Origin of the sequence: Lacibacter luteus (genome assembly GCF_004118265.1) — a bacterium.
In the GTDB taxonomy this organism is placed as follows: Bacteria; Bacteroidota; Bacteroidia; order Chitinophagales; family Chitinophagaceae; genus Lacibacter; species Lacibacter luteus.
The window spans coordinates 1,035,753-1,054,261 of the sequence record NZ_SDHW01000001.1; the positions used below are offsets into that span (position 1 = coordinate 1,035,753).

General features: G+C 41.2%; 16 protein-coding genes. 14 read left to right on the top strand and 2 right to left on the bottom strand.

All coding sequences use genetic code 11. The features are described 5' to 3' along the window. Window positions 1-59: 59 nt before the first annotated feature. From ESA94_RS03920 to ctlX, 7 genes are all read left to right on the top strand, one after another. Window positions 60-749, top strand: coding sequence for a spheroidene monooxygenase (locus ESA94_RS03920; protein ID WP_129129542.1), 690 nt, complete (start codon window positions 60-62; stop codon window positions 747-749). Between the two features lie 106 nt (window positions 750-855). Next, a complete protein-coding gene (locus ESA94_RS03925; RefSeq protein ID WP_129129543.1) occupies window positions 856-2,172 on the top strand; it encodes a hypothetical protein in 1,317 nt (438 codons plus the stop codon). A gap of 405 nt (window positions 2,173-2,577) precedes the next feature. Further along, complete coding sequence (locus ESA94_RS03930; protein ID WP_129129544.1) at window positions 2,578-2,910, top strand: aminoacyl-tRNA hydrolase; 333 nt, start codon at window positions 2,578-2,580, stop codon at window positions 2,908-2,910. A 110-nt stretch (window positions 2,911-3,020) separates the two neighbouring features. After that, window positions 3,021-3,623, top strand: coding sequence for a hypothetical protein (locus ESA94_RS03935; RefSeq protein WP_129129545.1), 603 nt, complete (start codon window positions 3,021-3,023; stop codon window positions 3,621-3,623). 140 nt (window positions 3,624-3,763) lie between these two features. Beyond that, complete coding sequence (locus tag ESA94_RS03940) at window positions 3,764-4,372, top strand: pseudouridine synthase (protein ID WP_129129546.1); 609 nt, start codon at window positions 3,764-3,766, stop codon at window positions 4,370-4,372. A gap of 366 nt (window positions 4,373-4,738) precedes the next feature. Next, complete coding sequence (locus ESA94_RS03945; protein WP_205755902.1) at window positions 4,739-6,358, top strand: arginine deiminase family protein; 1,620 nt, start codon at window positions 4,739-4,741, stop codon at window positions 6,356-6,358. Window positions 6,359-6,461: 103 nt separating this feature from the next. After that, window positions 6,462-7,373: a citrulline utilization hydrolase CtlX gene (gene ctlX, locus ESA94_RS03950; RefSeq protein WP_129129547.1), complete on the top strand. Its 912-nt coding sequence runs from the start codon at window positions 6,462-6,464 to the stop codon at window positions 7,371-7,373. A 7-nt stretch (window positions 7,374-7,380) separates the two neighbouring features. On the opposite strand, the gene ESA94_RS03955 is transcribed toward ctlX, so the two are convergent. Together ESA94_RS03955 and ESA94_RS03960 are read right to left on the bottom strand one after the other, a co-directional pair. Continuing rightward, the gene (locus ESA94_RS03955; RefSeq protein ID WP_164972640.1) at window positions 7,381-8,193 is read right to left on the bottom strand and encodes a CHAD domain-containing protein; all 813 of its coding nucleotides are present in this window, start codon (window positions 8,191-8,193) and stop codon (window positions 7,381-7,383) included. Window positions 8,194-8,241: 48 nt separating this feature from the next. Then, the gene (locus ESA94_RS03960; protein ID WP_129129549.1) at window positions 8,242-9,138 is read right to left on the bottom strand and encodes an SDR family oxidoreductase; all 897 of its coding nucleotides are present in this window, start codon (window positions 9,136-9,138) and stop codon (window positions 8,242-8,244) included. A gap of 329 nt (window positions 9,139-9,467) precedes the next feature. Between ESA94_RS03960 and pfkA the strand changes: the two genes are divergently transcribed. The 7 genes from pfkA (at window position 9,468) to ESA94_RS03995 (ending at window position 18,487) form a co-directional block, all read left to right on the top strand. Next, a complete protein-coding gene (gene pfkA, locus ESA94_RS03965; RefSeq protein WP_129129550.1) occupies window positions 9,468-10,451 on the top strand; it encodes a 6-phosphofructokinase in 984 nt (327 codons plus the stop codon). Between the two features lie 83 nt (window positions 10,452-10,534). Next, a complete protein-coding gene (pyk, locus tag ESA94_RS03970) occupies window positions 10,535-12,028 on the top strand; it encodes a pyruvate kinase (protein WP_129129551.1) in 1,494 nt (497 codons plus the stop codon). Between the two features lie 76 nt (window positions 12,029-12,104). After that, complete coding sequence (gene pxpB / locus ESA94_RS03975) at window positions 12,105-13,853, top strand: 5-oxoprolinase subunit PxpB (protein ID WP_129129552.1); 1,749 nt, start codon at window positions 12,105-12,107, stop codon at window positions 13,851-13,853. Between the two features lie 90 nt (window positions 13,854-13,943). Further along, window positions 13,944-14,687: a 5-oxoprolinase subunit PxpA gene (locus ESA94_RS03980; RefSeq protein ID WP_129129553.1), complete on the top strand. Its 744-nt coding sequence runs from the start codon at window positions 13,944-13,946 to the stop codon at window positions 14,685-14,687. Continuing rightward, on the top strand, window positions 14,665-15,861 hold the full coding sequence (locus tag ESA94_RS03985) for an NRAMP family divalent metal transporter (protein ID WP_240670981.1): 1,197 nt from the start codon (window positions 14,665-14,667) through the stop codon (window positions 15,859-15,861). The genes ESA94_RS03980 and ESA94_RS03985 overlap by 23 nt, the downstream gene beginning before the upstream one ends. A gap of 52 nt (window positions 15,862-15,913) precedes the next feature. After that, window positions 15,914-16,465 (top strand): 2'-5' RNA ligase family protein, encoded by a 552-nt coding sequence (locus tag ESA94_RS03990; protein ID WP_129129554.1) that lies wholly within the window; start codon window positions 15,914-15,916, stop codon window positions 16,463-16,465. A 129-nt stretch (window positions 16,466-16,594) separates the two neighbouring features. Beyond that, window positions 16,595-18,487 (top strand): CocE/NonD family hydrolase, encoded by a 1,893-nt coding sequence (locus ESA94_RS03995; RefSeq protein ID WP_129129555.1) that lies wholly within the window; start codon window positions 16,595-16,597, stop codon window positions 18,485-18,487. The last annotated feature ends 22 nt before the right edge of the window (window positions 18,488-18,509 follow it).

The following is an 18,509-nucleotide window of genomic DNA, read 5'->3' on the forward strand; positions in this document are numbered from 1 at the left end:
GGTTTTCAACAGAAACAGGCTTTATTTGCTGCCAACACAATAATATTGGCCGTCACGTTATGTATGCAGTTTTAACCCTTATACGCTACAAAAAGCGCTTTATCTACTTTGCTTTGCTGGCCATGGCGCTGCATCGTTTACCCCTTTGGCTCAACCGCCGGGTACGGTTTTACAAGTTGCTGGGCTGTGGCAAGGGCGGCACGTTCAGCCAAACTACCGATTGGCAGCAATGGGCGGTATTAGTGGTGATGGACAAGACTGAACTGACCGGGTTTTCGGACAAAGCAAGTCTGCACCGAAAGGCGTTTGGCAAGTTCATTCCTGGCTGGTGGCGCCTTTTTGGCTGCCAGACCGAAACTTTTTTACTGGAGCCGATTGAAGGACATGGCAGTTGGGACGGAAAACAGGCGTTTGGCGAACTCCCGGTAAAAAGCGATTATGAAGGACCGGTTGCGGTACTCACCCGGGCGACCATCCGCCGCAGTAAACGCTCCCGTTTTTGGGAACATGTGGATGCCGTATCAAACGAAATGCGGAAGGCTGATGGTTTTCAGTTTTCGGTGGGCATTGGTGAAAATCCCTGGTTAAAGCAGGCCACTTTTTCTGTTTGGGAAAGCAAAGAACACATGAAACAGTTTGCATACAAAATGCCGAAGCATGCCGATGTGGTGCAAAAAACAAGAAAAGAAAAATGGTATAGTGAGGATATGTTTGTGCGGTTTAGGGTTGTGGAGAATTGGCAGGAGTAGTTTGGGATTTTTGAATAATATTCGCCTTAATGGCTGGTGCCCCCACCAACCAAATCATTCTAACTATTTTCTGGTGGAGGCTATACCAATCGATAAAAAACCGTAAATGCAAGGAAAAATAAACAAAGACTATTTAGTATTACTGAAACTAGATCTCGATAGTAAATACTTAAAAGTAGATTTTTTGAATATTGAAAAATTACTCGAGCATGAGCTTCACAAATTTTTAAATGCACTTGAAACAAGTACGCAAAAAAAAACACTACTCCGAGAGTTTAAAGAGTTTCGTTTTCTATTAAACTACTTTGATTATTGTGAAGTAATTGCCAACTCATATCAAGAAATACCTAACTATTCGGGCTATAAAGGACTCCGATACTTACTTAGCGAGCCCAAAGATGAGCTTATTAACATTGTCAAAATAAGATTGAGTGCTTATAGAATTGAGAATGCTTATACGTTTGCAAAGTCCTTGATTGAGAAAGAAAAAACATTGGCCTTCTCTCATAGAAAAGCAGGATGGTCAGCAGAACCATTTCAACTTAGCGATAAATTCCAAATTCAATTTAAGACTAATTTCGGGTACGGCTATGTAAGCTATTTTTATTTAGTAATAACATATAAAAACATAAAAATAATCCCATATAGCGACTGGATTATTTATAATGATGCATCGACCTACGAAATTCAGCGCTATACCAGAAAATATAAATTAGCGGATGAGAGTTGGAATGATGCGATGGAAGATTGCAAGTCCTTATATAACTCATCAATTTCAAATGAGAATAAATTCGTCGAGACATACATTATCCAAGAAGCTAAAAAAATGGTCGAGGGGTTGAAAAAAATAATGGAATACAATGAATTCAAACTTCTAAACTTAGACAAAGATTTAATTATTATAAGAAATGATGGTTATAAAATAATTGAATATAGGGCGGAAAAAGTTTCCGGAGCTCTAACGTTTATCAATCATTTGAAAAACTTTTCTGCTATACAGGCGATTTCTGAAATAATAAATGAAATTAAAATCATAAATAAGGAGCTTTTGCCAGTCCTAAAGCGTGAGATTGAATTGATAACTGAACGATTAAATAAAATTGAACCAGAACTACAAATACTTGAGCCATTTGTCCGAAGTCTAAGTGATAGAAGTAATAATATTCGTCATAGACGCAACCAAATAGTTGATGATTTGCACAAAAAATATAAGATAAATTTTGACAAAAAAGACCGGAAAGAAGAGATAGAAAGGCTACTTACAAAAGACTTTCCTTACTGGAAAGCAGACGAGAATGAATATTTTGAAATTCACAATAAGAATTACAACCCGCTTAAAATGGAAGTAACAAAACTAAAAACAACACAAGAAAAGATAGCGAAACATTCAGAGGAGATTGAAAACTATTTAAAAAAAACATAATCAATCAAATGCATTATCAAGTGGCACAAGTGCTTGTTTCCCAGCTAAGTCTCTATTCTTCCGCTGGCGCAGGTCTCTGACCTGTTGCCAACTGTTACTACTCCTTCGATTCGATAATGCAAAGTTTAGTGACAACAATGCACAGGTCGGGAGACCTGCGCAAGTGATATACTTTGAACGATCCTTAACAACATTTCTCTTCGCTACCGAGTCTCAGCAGTTCAAAGGCGATCCCTTATTCACTGCGGAGTCTCCGCACCTCAAAGGCGATCCCGCATAGGCGGGACAAGTCGTGTCAGATAGCATTGAACGATGGCCTTGTAGCACTCACCGTTAACAAAAACATTTTCCGGTTTTAACATCAACTATATTTGTGCTCAACGTTACTGTTAATCATCTTCAACTATGAAAATGTATATCCTGGTCAAAAGGCATATTCCCGATAAACTTGTACCGGTTATTACGGCACATGCTTCTCTTGCCTGTTTCAGAAAGTTTGAACACACAGCTAATATGCAGACATGGATAAACGGGATATTTAAAAAGGTGGTTTGTGTTGTTACAGACGCAGAATTTTTAAATGCGCAAAAAGAACCTGACAATATTACTTTAACAGAGTCTTCATTGGATAACCAAGAGGTATGTATTGCATTTGCACCAAGAGAAGAATACGCTAAAATGTTTAAGTTTCTTAAAATGTGGAGGCCGCAGGGCCCAGAACAATACACACAACAATGACAAATAGTTCTTTCTTTAATGGTTGGTGTCCTCACCAACCACATACTTTTATCTAATTTCGGTTGGTGGCGGCCCTAACACATTGCACAACACCTCTTCAATAAACATCAATGGGACTTTTTTCATTTCTTAATTTTCTCAAAGCTGACAAAAATCAAAAAGTAGAGTTTGATCCAAACGAGTATGTTCCATCATTTTGGGAGGATGATTATTGTCAAATAGAAATTGTCCCTGCAGAGAATCGATACTTTATAAAAAAACAGTCACAACAAATTGATGAATTGGCCTCCAAGTCAAGAACAGACTATGGTTTTGGAGAAACGTTTGAAAGAGGGCCGATGCCAGTTACAACTCGCTCAAAAGAATTCAGAGTTAACTTTTTTGAAAAAACCTTGACTGACTTTAAATTTCAAAAAGCAAGGCACATTCGTTATAACAAAAGTGAAATCCTGAATTGTGAGTCTGGAAAGACAAAAGCGTTTGGCTTCTCAAATTTTACAATCTTCTTTGACACAGATGATGAATTTGTAAAAAACATTTGGGTAGACATCGGACTTATTGTTTCAGTACCACAGCTTGATCTTATTCAAGACACATTATACACTTTAGGAGAGGAATGTGAACTTGTTCTAATTGATTGGAATACCCTAAGTCTATACGACTTAGCATACAAAAGCCAAATACAAGATTACTTGATGTGGCATTTCAAATAATTAATACTATGCTCATGTTGGTGTCCTCGCCAACGTGTAGAAGGTAAAATTTGTAAATAACAATCACCTCAGTTGGCAGGTACGCCAACAACATCAAACCGCCCACTCGCTTAAAAGCTGTAATCTTGCAGCAATTGAACATGTCAACTTCACCACACCGTTATTTCATCATCAACAAACCATACAACATGGTTTCGCAGTTTATCAGCTCGCATGATGTGCGGTTGCTGGGTGATCTTAATTTTGATTTTCCGGAAGGCACACATGCCATTGGCCGTTTAGATAATCATTCAGAAGGATTACTCCTGCTTACAACCAATAAAAAAGTAACACGCCTGCTGTTTGATCCAAAGAAAAAACATGAACGGTCTTACCTCATCATGGTCAAAAATATTGTAACGCCTGAATTGTTAGAACAATTAAGAAAAGGTGTCTCCATTCCTGTTACAACAGGTGAAGATTATATTGCTGTACCCACTTCTATTGAAATCGTTGAAAATGTAAAAGATTATTACCTGCACATGGATGATGTGCGTCAGCAATATCCGCACACCTGGATGTTGATGACCTTAACCGAAGGTAAATTTCACCAGGTACGAAAAATGTGTTTAGCCATTCACCGTCGCTGCCTTCGTTTAATTCGTGTTTCTATTGGCAACTTAAAACTCGGTGATCTTGAACCTGGTGCAGTAAAAGAAATGAATGAGCAAGAGTTCTTTGAGTTGATCGGGATTGAGTATGCGGCGTAACCTTTTAGTATCATCTATACCCACCCCTTTCACCGTCATTCTGTGTAACAACCCAACTCCCCTCCCGGGAGGGGATAATCAATCGCTCTGCTCTCAAAAAAACAGCTCAAAGGCAACAATCTGCTGTCAAATATCGCTTTACAGCTCTGCATTTACCACTCCCTCCTACGCTAAAGCTTCGGAGGGCAGGCACCACTCATCATTCATCGCTCATCATTCATTTTCCCTATCTTGCAGTATGTTTTTACAGAAACATATCACTACAAATAACTTGCTTCCATATTTCCTCAACCTCATCGCTGCGGGTGAAGGCAGTCTGCCGGATTACTAATTCATTTTCCTAACTTGTTTACCGGAAGGTGCTGCATGCACATCTATTTTCTGTTGATGCGTGTAAACAGTGCTGCGGCTAAACATTTTCCTGTTTCCTTTCTTTACGCACAAAACACTTATCATTTAAATATTTCTTTTATGGCTCAACATAATTATTACGTTGAAAACGAATTAGGACGTTTACGAAAATTACTCATTCATAGCCCCGATGGCGGCATTGGAAAAATTATCCCCGGTACGTTTGCCGATAACCTGTATGATGACATTGTGCACCTCAACAGTATGCAGAAAGAATACAACCATTATGTAAAACTGCTGCTGTATTTCCTCGACAGAGAAAAGGTGAATTACATTAACCAATATCAGCAAACAGCAGATGCTGATAAGCGATCATGGTGTTATATTCCCGGCAAAGACGAATATTTCAACAGCGATAAAGTACTGGATACACAACAGATGCTGGCCGAGATCATTAAAGATGAAAAAGTAAAACTGCGACTAATCTCTGCTATCTGTTCATACGAAGAATCGAGCTTTGCCATACAACAGGTGCTGGAAAACATTACTGATGCAGCATTGCTTTCAAAAATTTTCATCACGGGTATTTTGCCTGCTGAAGCTGCAGGCACGCAGGAAGATCAATACATCTTCCCTCCTATTCCCAATTTTATTTTTACACGTGACATTGGCATTATGGTGAAGGATCACATTCTGCTGAGCCGTATGGCTACCGGTGCCAGAAGAAGAGAATCATTGCTCACCAAATTTTTATCGCTCTATTATTTCTTTAAAGAAGAGCCTCAAAAGGTAATGGAGATCATTGAAGAGAGTGATTTCTTTTTGTACGAAGAAGAAGAACGCAAACACCGCATCATTAGCATTGAAGGTGGTGATGTGATGATGATCCATCCCAAACATTTTGTGATTGGTTGCAGTATACGCACAAGCAGTAGTGCGGTAAATGAAATTGTACATACGCTGTTCAGTAAAAAAGAACTGGGCATTGAAAAAATATCGGTGGTAAAAATTCCGAAGAACAGGGCACAGATGCACATCGATACTATTTTCACGCAGGTGAAACGAAATGTGTGGGTGCTGTACGGTCGTTTCAGCGAACGCATTCTTCGTGCAGAGCACATCAGCAGACATAGTTATGTCAACAAACTTTCGCACAATCCCCGTCAACTTGAAATGGAACAAGTGGAAATTCTGCAGTTCCGAAAATCAGCCAATGAACCTTATGTGCGTACAAGAGATTACAGTGTGCCGCAACGTGTTACCGGTATTGAATCGTTGTTGCGACAAATAAGTATTGAAGATTTTGGTGCAGAACCCAACGATGTGAAAATTATTTACAGTGGCGGCAATGTGTTTCCGCATGATGAGCGTGAACAATGGACAGACAGTTGCAATGTGGTTGCGTTGAAAGAAGGTGTGGTGATCGGTTACGACCGTAACGATAAAACCGCTGAAGCATTTAAAGAAGCAGGTTTCAACGTGCTGACTACTGCTGAAGCATTTACTCAATTTGAAAATGCTGTTGATCCGGAAACAATTGAAAACACATTGATCTTATTGCCCAGTGCAGAACTATCAAGAGCAAGAGGCGGCAGCCATTGTATGAGTATGCCGTTGTTGAGGGATCAGTTATGAGTTAATGGTTATGGGTTACGGGTGCAGCAAGCCACTTTCAACTCTTAACCCATAACCCGTAACTGTATTACCATGAACAATGAACTATTAACTATTAACTAGAATGCAAACAACTTCACACATATTAATGATCAAACCCGTTGCGTTTGATTTTAATGCCGAAACAGCTGTCAACAATGCGTTTCAGCAAAAGGGCAGCAACAACGGTGCACAGCAAAAAGCAGAAGCTGAATTTGATGGTTTTGTACAAAAGTTAACTGCAGCCGGTATTGATGTTACGGTGGTGCAGGATACAGCTGTGCCGCATACGCCGGACAGTATCTTTCCTAATAACTGGATCAGTTTTCACAACGATGGAACGATCATTCTCTACCCCATGTATGCCGTAAACAGAAGAGCCGAACGCAAGCAACATGTGCTGGATGCTGTTGAAGCAAAGTTTGCAGTAAAGAACAAACTTGACTTTACACATACCGAAAGCGAAGATCATTTTTTAGAAGGCACCGGCAGTATGGTGCTCGACCGAGAACATAAAATTGCATACGCCTGCCTTTCCCCTCGCACCGATGAAACGGTGTTTGAAGACTGGTGCCGCACCATGCATTACACGCCTTGCAGTTTTTACAGTGTTGATGAGAACGGTGGCGAAATTTATCACACCAATGTAATGATGTGTGTGGCCGATAAATATGTGGTGATCTGTTTAGACAGCATTCGTGATACAACAGAACGCAATCACATCCGCAGCACCATCATCAACAGCGGCAAACAGCTTATCGAAATTTCATACAGCCAGATGAATCGTTTTGCTGGCAATATGTTGCAGGTACAAAATAAAAATGGACAACCTTATTTGGTAATGAGCAGCCAGGCTTATCATTCATTAACTGCAGAGCAGGTAGAGCAATTGGAAAGCTACAATCCCATCATCCATTCCGATCTTACAACCATTGAAACAAATGGCGGCGGCAGTGCAAGATGCATGATGGCGGAAGTGTTTCTGCCGTTAAAATAAGTTTTGATTATTTTTTTTCACGGCTCTTACGTTGCGTAAGAGCCGTTTTCTTTTCAGCAAATTCCGTTTGCAATTGTTGTTCTGCTTTCAGTTGCTGCTGCTGAAGTTTCTTAATTGCCCTGTTGTATTCGCTGTGCAGTAATTTGTCTTTACTGAGATAGAACTGTTGTTCTTGCAACCAATCGAACATATCAATCATGTCGTGCCAGTTGCCGATCTTCTCCTGCAGTGTATCTAAACGTTTACTTTCATTAACCGGCAACAGTTGAAGCTTTTCTTTTTCTGTTAACCAATGCTGTGCATATAACAGTTGCTTTACCTGTTTCCGGTATTCATGCCAGCCTTCGTTTGAAGTTGCAAATGAAAACTGTCCAACCTGTTCTTTAAGTGCTGGTATATATTTCAGCAACTGTTCATGCTTTGTATCTGAAGTTAACTTCTCCAGTTTTGTTTGCAGCTTTACGAGAATACCTTCCCATTCTGCTGCACGGTCAACAAAAACGCTTTCTTCTTCTTTTATTTTCTGCTGTAACTGCGCAGCTGCTGCCAGTGCAGAGTAGTTATTTTGTTGCAGCCAGTTACTGCGTAAGTGCATTTCACGAACCGTTCCTGCTGCACGAAATAACAACTGCAATAATTGTTTGCTCTTTTTAGAGTTCCAAGATGTTTCAGAGCGGAGATAGTGCAGCACCGCTTTTATTTTTTTCAGTGCCACCCGTAATTGATGCAGTGTTTCAGGATCTTTTTCAACTGCATATTCCTTCAGCAATTTTGTTGCAGTATCCAACTGCTTAACGGTATATTGTTGAAGAATATTCATGGCAAACATTCGAAGACAAAGTTCCGCTTTCCCTGTTAAATAAAATCTTTATATCCCAAACGATTTCCGCAATCCTTCTTCTAAACGCACAGGAACAAATCCCAATTCTTTTACCGCTTTTGTAATAATAAATCCTGTTTTTGGCGGACGTTTTGCAGGTTCGGTAAATGTATCGGCAGTAACTTTTTCTATTAAGCCTGCATTAAGTTGTAACGTATCGGCAACCATTACTGCAAGCTGATAAGGTGTACACATTTCTTTTCCGGAAATATGATACAGGCCTTTTGCATGTTTCATTACAACCAGTAATATCCCTTTCGCCAAATCTTCTACATAGGTTGGTGTGCGCAACTGATCATCTACTACTTTGATATGTTCTCCCGCAGTGAGTTTATCTTTCACCCATTGAACAAAATTACTTCTGCTTCCGGGCACCTTACCACCATATACCAACACGGTTCGGATGATTGCCCAATGCAACGAACTCATGGTAACCATTTCTTCTGCCAGCAGTTTGCTTTCACCATAATCGTTTACAGGATTAGGCTTAGCCGACTCATCGTAAGGCCCTTCTTTTCCATCAAACACAAAATCGGTACTGAGATAAATAAAATACGATCGTGTTTTTTGTGCAGCACGCAACAATACACGTGTAGCTGCAACATTTGTTTTCCAGCAGCCTGTTTTATCTTTTGCACAATCGTTGGGTTGAGTTATCGCTGCTGTATGAATAATGATGTGGGGAGAAATTTTTTCGATGAGTAATTGTGTTTGCCGGTAATCGGTTAAATCGAAACTGTGGTAGTGCACTCCGTTTCGTTCGCCGTACGATAAACGACTGGCCCCTTTTCCGCAGGCATGAATGACAAACTTGCCTTCATCAACCAACTGGCGGACAAGATGCTGCCCCAAAAAGCCATTTGCGCCTGTTACAAGCACTTTCATTTCCTAATTGTTATTTTTTATGAAGTGTATTTGCAAAAAAATGACAACAGCCGTTTGATTGATCTTTGCCTGCTGTTGCTGCAGGCGCATTTCGTGCATTGAATATAAGAAATGCCTGATAATGAGTAAAACATGTAAAACGGAAGTAAAACTGGCAGCTTGGTACCGCTGAAACAAAAAGAATAATGAATGAACAATTTGCAAACGTTTGAAAACCATCGACGAACAATTGTTATCACAGCATTTCCTTATTTTTGGCCCGCCAAAAGCAAGCTATTCTGCAAATCGTTGCAGCAACTTGAATCGGTACGATCTAATTCAACTATCTAATGAGCAAAAAAGTACACAAGATCGGCGTATTAACATCAGGTGGCGACTCACCTGGCATGAATGCGGCCATCAGAGCCGTTGTTCGAACCGGTCTCTATCACAATATGGAAGTGTTTGGTATCATGCGTGGATACCAGGGTATGATTGACGACGACATTGTTCCCATGCACAGCCGAAGCGTAGCAAACATCATTCAACGTGGCGGCACCATTCTTAAGACAGCAAGAAGTAAAGATTTCTACACACCCGAAGGACGAAAGAAAGCCTACGATAACTTAAAGAAACACGGCATTGATGGCCTGGTTGTTATTGGTGGCGATGGCAGTTTCCGTGGTGCACAGAAATTCTCCAACGAATTTGATATTCCCTGTATTGGTTTACCGGGCACCATTGATAAGGATATTGCAGGCAGCGATTTTACCATTGGTTTCGATACGGCTGTAAACACAGCTATTGAAGCAATTGACAAGATCCGTGATACAGCCGACGCACACGACCGTCTTTTCATTATTGAGGTGATGGGGCGTGATGCAGGTTATATTGCCTTACACAGTGGTATTGCCACTGGTGCCGAACACATTCTTATTCCTGAAACAAAAACAGATATTGAAGCTGTTGTTGATTCGCTGGAAGAAAAAGAACGTCGTAAAAAACTCGTAAACATGATCGTTGTGGCCGAAGGTGATGAAACCGGTGGTGCCAACGAAGTGTTATCGATCATTAAAAAGCGTTTACCACATTTAGATACACGTGTTTGTATTCTCGGTCATATCCAGCGTGGTGGTTCACCATCCTGCCTCGATCGTTTAATCGCCAGCCGTTTAGGTTATGCAGCGGTTGATTGTTTACTGGAAGGCAAGCACAATATCATGATCGGTATTATGAACAACAAACTCCATTTCACTGCGCTTGATAAAGCTGTTAAAGCAAAACAACGCATCAGTGAAGAATGGATGAAGATCGTGAAGATCCTGGCGAGCTAATGATCGTCTATCTGTTTGTTCGCACTTTGAAACTTAATTCCCGTAGCGGGCTTTATAAAAAATAATCACCCAAACTGACTGTTATGTCAAAAAACGTTGAAAAATATTTGCATCAGGAAATGGATAAGGAAGCGGGTAAACGCCACATGAGCCACCGCACTAAAATAGTTGCAACAGTTGGTCCGGCCTGCGATACTTACGATAAGTTACTTGAGTTGGTAAGAGCAGGTGTAAATGTGTTCCGTCTTAACTTCTCACATGGTGCACACGAAGACAAAGCCCAGATCATTGAACACATCCGCAACATCAACAAAAACGAACCGTTCAATATTGCCATCCTTGGCGATCTGCAAGGTCCGAAGTTGCGAGTAGGTGAAATGGAAAATGGTGGTATTGAAGTAGTAGAAGGCGACATTCTCACTTTCACTAACGAAAAACTGGTTGGTACAAAAGAACGCATCTACGTTTCTTACCCCAACCTTCATAAAGATGTAAAGCCCGGCAACATTATCTTAATTGATGATGGTAAGCTCGAAGTAAAAGTAGTGGGCATTACAAAAACAAACGATGTACAGGTACAGGTTACATTGGGCGGTCGTCTTTCTTCGAAGAAAGGCATCAACCTCCCCGATACAAAAATTTCTTTACCTGCATTAACCGATAAAGATCTGGCCGATCTGGAATTCATCATCGATCAGCAGCTTGACTGGGTGGCGCTTTCGTTTGTACGTAACGTAAAAGACATTATCATTTTACGTAATAAACTCGACGAACGTAAAAGCAAAACCAAGATCATTGCGAAAATTGAAAAGCCCGAAGCCGTTGCAAACATCCGTGACATCATTATTGAAAGTGATGCCATTATGATTGCACGTGGCGACCTGGGTGTTGAAATGCCTGTTGAAAAAGTTCCGTTGATCCAGAAAGACATCATCCGCAAATGTATTCACCGTGCAAAACCGGTAATTGTTGCTACGCAGATGATGGAAAGCATGATTGACCGTGTGAAACCTAACCGCAGTGAAATTACCGACGTTGCCAATGCCGTAATGGAAGGTACCGATGCGGTAATGTTGAGCGGCGAAACAGCAACAGGTAATCATCCTGCATTGGTTGTTGAAACCATGTGCAAGATCATTGAAGAAGTAGAAACAAGTACTTACTACCGTTACGATCGTGAAGAAGATCTGAAACCGCAACCGCACTCTCCTTCTTTCCTCAGTGATGCGATCTGCTACAATGCCTGCGAAATTGCAAAAGACGTACATGCAAAAGCATTGATTGGTATGACGCAGAGCGGTTACACTGGTTTTATGCTGAGCAGTTTCCGTCCGAAAGCCCCGCTCTTTATTTTTACGAAAGAACGTACACTGGTTAACCAGTTGAGTTTAAGCTGGGGTGTTCGTGCCTTTTATTATTCTGAAGAGATCAGTGTGGATGATATCATTGCAGACCAGATCAATATTCTGCGTCAGCGTGGGTTTGTACAAACAGGCGATATTGTGGTGAACACCGGCAGTACTCCAGTTCATCTGCATCTGCCAACCAACCTCATCAAGATCAGCGTGGTTGACTAATTAGTTTCAACAACAAGAAATAAAGAAACGCTCCTTTTAAAGGAGCGTTTTTGTTTAGTTTGTATTTTGAGCCTGCATGTACTCCTTCACTATCCAACATGTTAATGAATATTCGATCCTGCTTTCTTTTGGAAACAGCATTGATGTACTTATTCACCGGAAACTGATGCATGCGAAACAATGTATTGAACAACATCCTTTTCCCGGTTTTATTGAAACAGTTCCTGCATACAATACACTGGCAGTATATTACAATCCTGTTGAAATTGTGAAAACAGCTGCTACCATTGCGGCTTCGGTTGAACAGACTGTAAAGGCAGTAATTGCAGATGCAGCAAACACAGCTGCAGCAACAACTACCCGGCAAATTGAAATTCCCGTTTGTTACGATGAAGCTTTTGCTCCTGATCTTAAAGAAACGGCAAGCACTTTGCAGTTAAGTACACAAGAATTAATTCAAATACATTGCAGTAAAACTTATCATGTGTACATGCTTGGTTTTACACCGGGCTTTCCATACATGGGTAAGGTTGATGAACGCATCTTTACAAAACGAAAACAGCAACCACGGCTTGCAGTTAAACCCGGATCTGTTGCCATTGCAGGCGAACAAACAGGCATCTACCCTTTTGCAACACCCGGCGGCTGGAATATTATTGGTCGTACCCCTTTGCAATTATTTGATGCAAACAGAACCAATCCGTTCCTGTTAAAAGCAGGTGATGAAATAACGTTCAAAGCGATCACAAAAGATGCGTTTGAAAACTACTTTCCGTCAGACATCCTCGTCGGACGGGATTCAATAAATAGTATTACTCATCCGTCGAAAACCTTTGATGACAAAAATCAAATTATACAAATTGAACAATGCGGTTTCTTAACCACATTGCAGGATACAGGACGCACCGGCTACCTGCAATACGGCGTAAGTAAAGGTGGCGTAATGGATAAAGATGCTGCGCAACTCGCAAACGTATTGATTGGGAATGATGAAGATGAAACAGTATTGGAATTAACACAATCGCCACATCGCTTTTTGTTTACAGCTGATGCTGTGATCGCTTTTACAGGTGGCGGTTTACAACCGGAAACAGAGCAGCAGTTATTACCCTTACATCAACCATTGTTTATTGCAGCCGGAACAGTGGTGATCTGCAAACAACAACTACCCGGTTTTCGTTTATACATGGCCGTAGCCGGCGGTTTTGCAGCCGATGCGTTTCTGCAAAGCCATTCAACCGATCTGCTGACAAAAGCTGGTGGCTATAATGGACGACCCTTAAAAAAAGCAGATGCACTCTATCAAAAAAACAAACTAAGTAAACTGCAGCAACAGTTATTGCAGGTATTAAAAGCGGGTGCTTTCTTTACATTATTTCAGCAAGCTGCTTCATATACTTCAAATGCAATAGGCGTATTGCAGGGTGCAGAATGGAATTACCTTACAGAAGAATCGGCAACAAACTTTACACAACAATCCTTTGCTGTTACACAACAAAGCAACCGCATGGGTTACCGGCTTAAAGCAAATACTTTGCATACAAAACAGACTTGTGAAATTATTTCATCACCGGTAACGCAAGGCACTGTTCAATTAACAGCATCGGGAGAAATCATTGTATTAATGGCCGATGCGCAAACTGTTGGTGGCTATCCTCGCATTGCACAGGTATGTGCTGCCGATCTTTCGTTGCTGGCACAGAAGAAACCAGGTGATACAATTCAATTTCAAATTGTAAGTTTACAGGAAGCAGAAGAACTGTACATGAAACGTGTTGATGATTTGAAGCGGCTGAAGGAAGTTTTACAAACAAAGCTGAGTTAATAACGGTGAGTCACCGGCTGTATTTGAGTGGCTCACCCGCCGAATAAAAAAATGGTCTGACGGTCTGCGACCGTACCGACCAATGTTCATATGAAATCAATCGATCTTAATTGCGATTTAGGTGAAGGCTTGTTAACCGATGAGCAGATCATTCCGCTCATCAGCAGTGCAAATATTGCCTGTGGTTATCATGCAGGCGATACAGACACCATGAAACGAACGATTGAATTGTGCATGCAACATAATGTTGCTGTTGGTGCGCATCCATCCTGGCCTGATAAAGAAAATTTCGGACGAACAGAAATGCACAAATCAGCTGCAGAGATCATTGAACTGTTGCTGGAGCAATTACAGTTGATCGATAAAACAGCAAAGCAACTTGGTGCAACGCTTACCCATGTAAAACCACATGGGGCTTTGTATAATCAATCAGCAAAAGATATGGTTGTTGCTGCAGCAATTGCGGATGCGGTACATACATTTAACCCATCACTTGTTTTATTTGGATTAAGTGGAAGCCTTTCAATTACCATTGCGAAACAAAGAGGCTTGCAAACAGCCAATGAAGTGTTTGCCGATCGTACGTACACAAACGAAGGCAACTTAACGCCACGCTCCCAACCGAATGCATTAATCGAATCGATTGATGCCGCTGTTGAGCAGGCTTTGTTAATGGTGCAAAAACAAAAAGTAATGAGTGTTACAGGTAAACCCATTCATGTTACTGCCGATACCATTTGTTTGCATGGCGATGGAAAACATGCCGTAGAATTTTGCAAAGCAATTGTTGACAACTTAAAACAAAACCACATTGACATCAAAGCCCTGGTATAAAAACATTGCAGGTTCCGCCGGTATTGGTGCTGCATTTTTAATGGCAACATCTGCTATCGGTCCGGGTTTTCTTACCCAAACAACTGTGTTTACACAACAGCTGATGGCAAGCATGGGCTTTGTGATCCTTATTTCTGTACTCATCGATATTATTGCACAGCTCAACATCTGGCAAATACTAACGGCCAACAACAAACGTGGAAGCGAACTGGCGAATGAAGTATTGCCGGGCAGTGGTCATGCACTAACAGTGCTTATTTGTTTGGGCGGACTTGCATTTAACATCGGCAATATTTCCGGTGCAGGTCTTGGATTAAACATACTATTTCCGGTGAGCGTTGAAACCGGCAGCATCATCAGTGCAGTGATTGCCGTTGTACTTTTTCTTTCGAAAGATATTGCCAAAGCAATGGACCTGTTTGTAAAAGTGCTGGGCTTTGTCATGCTTGGGTTGATGTTGTACGTGGTATTTTTCGCACAACCATCTATGGGCGAGGTTGTACATCGTACAATACTTCCATCAACCATCAACTTTACTTCCATTGTTACGTTGGTAGGCGGCACAGTTGGCGGTTATATTACGTTTGCAGGTGCACATCGTCTACTAGAAAACAAAACAGCCGCACCTGCCATGAGCGAAGTAAAACGAAGTGCAGTAACAGGCATCATCATTACCGCCTGTATGCGCATATTATTATTTCTTGCTGTATTAGGCGTATTGCAACAGGGCGCACAACTCAACGATGCAAATCCTGCAGCTTCTGTCTTTCAATCTGCACTAGGCAACATTGGTTATAAACTGTTTGGTATTGTATTGTGGAGTGCAGCCATTACTTCGGTGGTTGGTTCTGCATTTACATCAGTAAGCTTTTTAAAAACGTTGCATCCGTTTTTTGAAAAACAGCAACGTGCTGTTATCATCAGTTTCATACTACTATCCACTTGTATCTTTTTAGTGTGGGGCAAGCCGGTTTTCATTCTTGTAATTGTTGGCACACTCAATGGATTTATTCTTCCCTTCTCACTGGGTTTAATGCTATGGATCATGATGCGAAAACAATTGCCCGGCTATAAACATCCGCAATGGTTGTTGTGGAGCGGCTGGCTGGTTGTTGCTGTAATGCTGTGGATGAGTATTGTAACCTGCATCAACGAAATACCAAAGTTGTTTTAGTGTCTGCTCACCCGAAGGGTGATTGCAGACTCAAACTTTGAATCAGAAATAAATGAATAATGCAGCAACACATAGTATGTTTTACATTGCTGTTCTTTGTCCGCCTGAAATTGACAACAAAATACAGGCACACAAAGTATGGATGCGTGAACGGTTTGCTTGTACCGTTGCCATGAAATCTCCTGCACACATAACACTTATACCACCTTTCTGGCTGGCGAATGAACGGGAACAGATCCTGATCAACACTTTGCATTCACTCAACACTTCTGTTCAATCATTCACCATTCAATTGAAAAACTTTTCGCATTTCAGTAACAAAGTAATTTTTGCAGCAGTGGAGGAAAATCATGTGCTGGGCAGTTTGCGTAAAGCAACAGAAGATCATTTTATTACTGTTTTTCACGACAGCATCAAGCCCGATGATCGGCCTTTTCATCCGCATGTGACCATTGCCAACAGGGATATTAAACCCGGCGATTTCAACAAAGCATGGGCTCATTTCGAAAAACTGGATTATGAGCAATCATTTCCGGCATCAAAAATATCCCTGCTAAAATTAAGTCCGGCTAAATGGAATGTGATAGCTGAGCAAACTTTTTAATGCCGGTGAGCCACCCAAAAACAACTGGCGGGTGACTCACCGCTCAATGCAACCGTTTGTGCACAATACAGCAACGGCAAAACCGCTTTCACTCAAATTCGATAACTTTCGAGCTTAAATAGTTCCGGCATGAGAAAGCTCCTTTTTACACTTGGTTTTTTATTTCTTCTTACAACTGTTTTTGCTCAAACACTGAACCCGCAGGATTCTGCCTGGATCAAAGACAACTATATTAAAAAAGAAATACTTATTCCCATGCGGGATGGCATTAAACTGTTTACAGCTGTTTATCTTCCAAAGAACAGCAGTGAAGCACATCCCATCCTCATGAACCGTACACCTTATTCCTGTGCTCCGTATGGCGAAAGTAATTTTCGTGCATTCTGGGATAATCATTGGCGTTATTACATGCGCCGCAACTACATCATCGTTATCCAGGATGTGCGTGGACGTTGGATGAGTGAAGGAGAGTTCGTTGATGTGCGTCCTTTCAACCCAACAAAAAAGGGAATTGAATTTGATGAAGCAAGTGATACCTACGATGCGATTGACTGGCTGGTGAAAAATATTCCCAACAATAACAAGAAGGTCGGCATCTTCGGTATTTCCTATCCCGGCTTCTACTCTACTATTGCTGCACTGAGTAATCATCCCTCACTCGTGGCCGTTAGTCCGCAGGCACCTGTAACCGATTGGTTCATGGGCGATGATTTTCATCACAACGGCGCATTCTTTCAGATGGATGGTTTTTCATTCTACTCTTCGTTTGGCAAACCAAGACCCAAGCCAACAACAGTTGGCTCACCCGGTTTTAATTTCCCAACAAAAGATGCGTATAAATTTTATTTAGAAGCAGGAAGTACCAACCAACTTGCAAAATTATTAGGCGATAGTATTGCGTTCTGGCAGGAGATGTACAAGCATCCTAACTATGATGATTGGTGGCAAGCACGCAACATCCGCAATTTTGTTGATCATGTTCCATCGCACACCGCAACACTTGTTGTTGGTGGTTTGTTTGATGCGGAAGATTGTTTTGGTGCATGGCGTACGTATGAAGCAATTGAAAAGAAAGCAAAGAACAATAACCGTATTGTGATGGGACCCTGGTTTCATGGGCAATGGAGCAGAGGCGATGGCAGCAGTTTAGGCAATGTGAAATTCGGCAGCAACACTTCAACCTATTATCAAAACGAAATTGAACTGCCTTTCTTTATGCATCATTTAGAAGGCAAAGCAAATATTGATGCATTGGCAGAAGCAACCATCTTTTTCACCGGCGAAAACAAATGGAGAAATTTTGCACAATGGCCTGCAGCCAATGTACAAATGACGCCGATGTATTTACAGGCAGACGGCGAATTAAGCTGGAGCAAACCATCTGTTGCAAAAAGTTCTTCCGATTATATCAGTGATCCATCAAAACCTGTTCCTTATACAGAAGATGTGCATTTCAGCAGAACCATTGCATACATGACCGATGATCAGCGTTTTGCTAACCGTCGTACAGATGTATTGAGTTTTCAAACAGATGTATTAACGGATGATGTTACACTTGCAGGTACAGTGATTGCCGATCTGCTCACCAGCATTTCAACAACCGATGCTGATTTTGTTGTGAAGTTGATCGATGTATTCCCCAGCGATTTCACTTATCCCGGTGCAACTGCAGCAGCAGGAAGACTTGGCGGTGGTTCTTACCCAATGGGCGATTACCAGATGCTGGTACGTGGTGAAGTAATGCGTGGACGTTTCCGTAACAGTTTTGAAAAACCACAGGCGTTTACGCCCAACAAAGTAGAGAAAGTAAAATTTGAATTGCCTGATGTAGCGCATACTTTTCAAAAAGGACATCGCATTATGATACAGATACAAAGCAGTTGGTTTCCGTTGGTTGATCGCAATCCCCAACAGTTTGTAAATATTTATGAAGCCGATGCGAAAGATTATATCAAAAGTAAAATTCAGATCTGGCACGATGCAAAAAACAGTTCGAGCATTGTGTTACCTGTCTTAAAATAAAGTCAACTATTCATTATCATAA

Excerpts from the sequence above, each read along its gene's own strand:
- ESA94_RS03955 (WP_164972640.1), bottom strand. The coding sequence starts at position 8,193 with ATGAATATTCTTCAACAATATACCGTTAAGCAGTTGGATACTGCAACA.
- ESA94_RS03980 (WP_129129553.1), top strand. The coding sequence starts at position 13,944 with ATGAAATCAATCGATCTTAATTGCGATTTAGGTGAAGGCTTGTTAACC.
- pyk (WP_129129551.1), top strand. The coding sequence starts at position 10,535 with ATGTCAAAAAACGTTGAAAAATATTTGCATCAGGAAATGGATAAGGAA.
- ctlX (WP_129129547.1), top strand. The coding sequence starts at position 6,462 with ATGCAAACAACTTCACACATATTAATGATCAAACCCGTTGCGTTTGAT.
- ESA94_RS03935 (WP_129129545.1), top strand. The coding sequence starts at position 3,021 with ATGGGACTTTTTTCATTTCTTAATTTTCTCAAAGCTGACAAAAATCAA.
- ESA94_RS03930 (WP_129129544.1), top strand. The coding sequence starts at position 2,578 with ATGAAAATGTATATCCTGGTCAAAAGGCATATTCCCGATAAACTTGTA.
- ESA94_RS03990 (WP_129129554.1), top strand. The coding sequence starts at position 15,914 with ATGAATAATGCAGCAACACATAGTATGTTTTACATTGCTGTTCTTTGT.
- ESA94_RS03995 (WP_129129555.1), top strand. The coding sequence starts at position 16,595 with ATGAGAAAGCTCCTTTTTACACTTGGTTTTTTATTTCTTCTTACAACT.
- ESA94_RS03940 (WP_129129546.1), top strand. The coding sequence starts at position 3,764 with ATGTCAACTTCACCACACCGTTATTTCATCATCAACAAACCATACAAC.
- ESA94_RS03960 (WP_129129549.1), bottom strand. The coding sequence starts at position 9,138 with ATGAAAGTGCTTGTAACAGGCGCAAATGGCTTTTTGGGGCAGCATCTT.
- ESA94_RS03920 (WP_129129542.1), top strand. The coding sequence starts at position 60 with ATGTATGCAGTTTTAACCCTTATACGCTACAAAAAGCGCTTTATCTAC.
- pxpB (WP_129129552.1), top strand. The coding sequence starts at position 12,105 with ATGTACTCCTTCACTATCCAACATGTTAATGAATATTCGATCCTGCTT.
- ESA94_RS03945 (WP_205755902.1), top strand. The coding sequence starts at position 4,739 with ATGCACATCTATTTTCTGTTGATGCGTGTAAACAGTGCTGCGGCTAAA.
- pfkA (WP_129129550.1), top strand. The coding sequence starts at position 9,468 with ATGAGCAAAAAAGTACACAAGATCGGCGTATTAACATCAGGTGGCGAC.
- ESA94_RS03925 (WP_129129543.1), top strand. The coding sequence starts at position 856 with ATGCAAGGAAAAATAAACAAAGACTATTTAGTATTACTGAAACTAGAT.